At 63.7% G+C, this 1,076-nt stretch carries 1 protein-coding gene and 3 tRNA genes; 1 reads left to right on the forward strand and 3 read right to left on the reverse strand.

Features of this window, described 5'->3' with window-relative positions; all coding sequences use genetic code 11:
• Nucleotides 1-34 precede the first annotated feature (34 nt).
• The 3 genes from IMZ11_RS42405 to IMZ11_RS42415 form a co-directional block, all read right to left on the reverse strand.
• A tRNA-Cys gene (locus tag IMZ11_RS42405) sits at nt 35-108 on the reverse strand.
• 30 nt (nt 109-138) lie between these two features.
• Nucleotides 139-211 (reverse strand) — tRNA-Gly (locus IMZ11_RS42410).
• Nucleotides 212-320: 109 nt separating this feature from the next.
• On the reverse strand, nt 321-824 hold the full coding sequence (locus tag IMZ11_RS42415) for a hypothetical protein (RefSeq protein ID WP_228649210.1): 504 nt from the start codon (nt 822-824) through the stop codon (nt 321-323).
• A gap of 118 nt (nt 825-942) precedes the next feature.
• Here IMZ11_RS42415 and IMZ11_RS42420 point away from each other — a divergent pair.
• A tRNA-Val gene (locus tag IMZ11_RS42420) sits at nt 943-1,017 on the forward strand.
• Nucleotides 1,018-1,076: the final 59 nt, after the last annotated feature.

The following is a 1,076-nucleotide window of genomic DNA, read 5'->3' on the forward strand; positions in this document are numbered from 1 at the left end:
CTCCCGCTGAGCTAATCGCGCTGGTCGAAACTTTTGGAGGTGGAGACGGGAATCGAACCCGTGTGCACGGCTTTGCAGGCCGTTGCCTCACCACTCGGCCACTCCACCACTGGGGTTGATGCCACGATCGCGCCTTCGAGCGGATGACGGGATTCGAACCCGCGACCCTCACCTTGGCAAGGTGATGCGCTACCAACTGCGCTACATCCGCGCGCCACGAGCGAGATCGTCGCCCGTCGCGATGCAGAACATTAGTCCACCGACGTGCGCAGACACAAATCCCCATTACGGGAGGGCAAAGCCTGGCCAAAAACGGTGTTTCAGAACAGGTGATACGCCTGCCGGGAGAGGGCGAATCCGTGGCGGCTCTTCACGTCGAGGCATGTGATGCCCGTCGCAGTGCCTTCGCAGCGCAGCGTGCCTGCCGTGATCGAGTCCCGGTCGGCCAGTTGGGTGTCCGCGCGCGGCGTGGTGCCGCCCGCGCATACGAATTGCGCCGGCCTGTCCGGGCTGAGCGTGATCCCGTGTCCGTAGTCGAAGGCGCAACTGGCCGGCCGCAGGGGAGGGGCCCAGTTACGTTCGAGGATGTCGCAACGCGCCGCCGTGACATCGAGGTAGCACCGCACGTTGCCCGAGGGGGTGTCGAAGCTCGTCGGCCTGGTGACCTGCCGGTTCACCAGGTCGGCGACGCTCTGGATGACCGGCGTTACGGCCGGAGCCTGATCTGTCATGGCTGTCGGCGCGCTGTGGCAACCCGAAAACAGGGCGCTAGCAGCAAAAACTGCGCTACTGGCGGCCGGCCAAAAGACCCGCAGGTGAACCATGACGGGTGACCATACGCCCGCATCGGAGTGCATATTTGGCAAATCAATCAAGTCGATCAGGTGGATACCGATTCGGGTCTGGCCGCCGATGCGTGCTAGTGTTCGACGTCGTTCCCACGGTCTCGTAGCTCAGTGGGAGAGCGTCCGCCTCACACGCGGAAGGTCGCTGGTTCGAACCCAGCCGGGACCACCACAAGATCGCTTGCCCAACCGCCGAATTGGTGCGGTTCGGCACGTCGAGTTGTTTCTAAG

Origin of the sequence: Microtetraspora sp. AC03309 (assembly GCF_020826795.1) — a bacterium.
GTDB classification, from domain to species: domain Bacteria; phylum Actinomycetota; class Actinomycetes; order Streptosporangiales; family Streptosporangiaceae; genus Microtetraspora; species Microtetraspora glauca.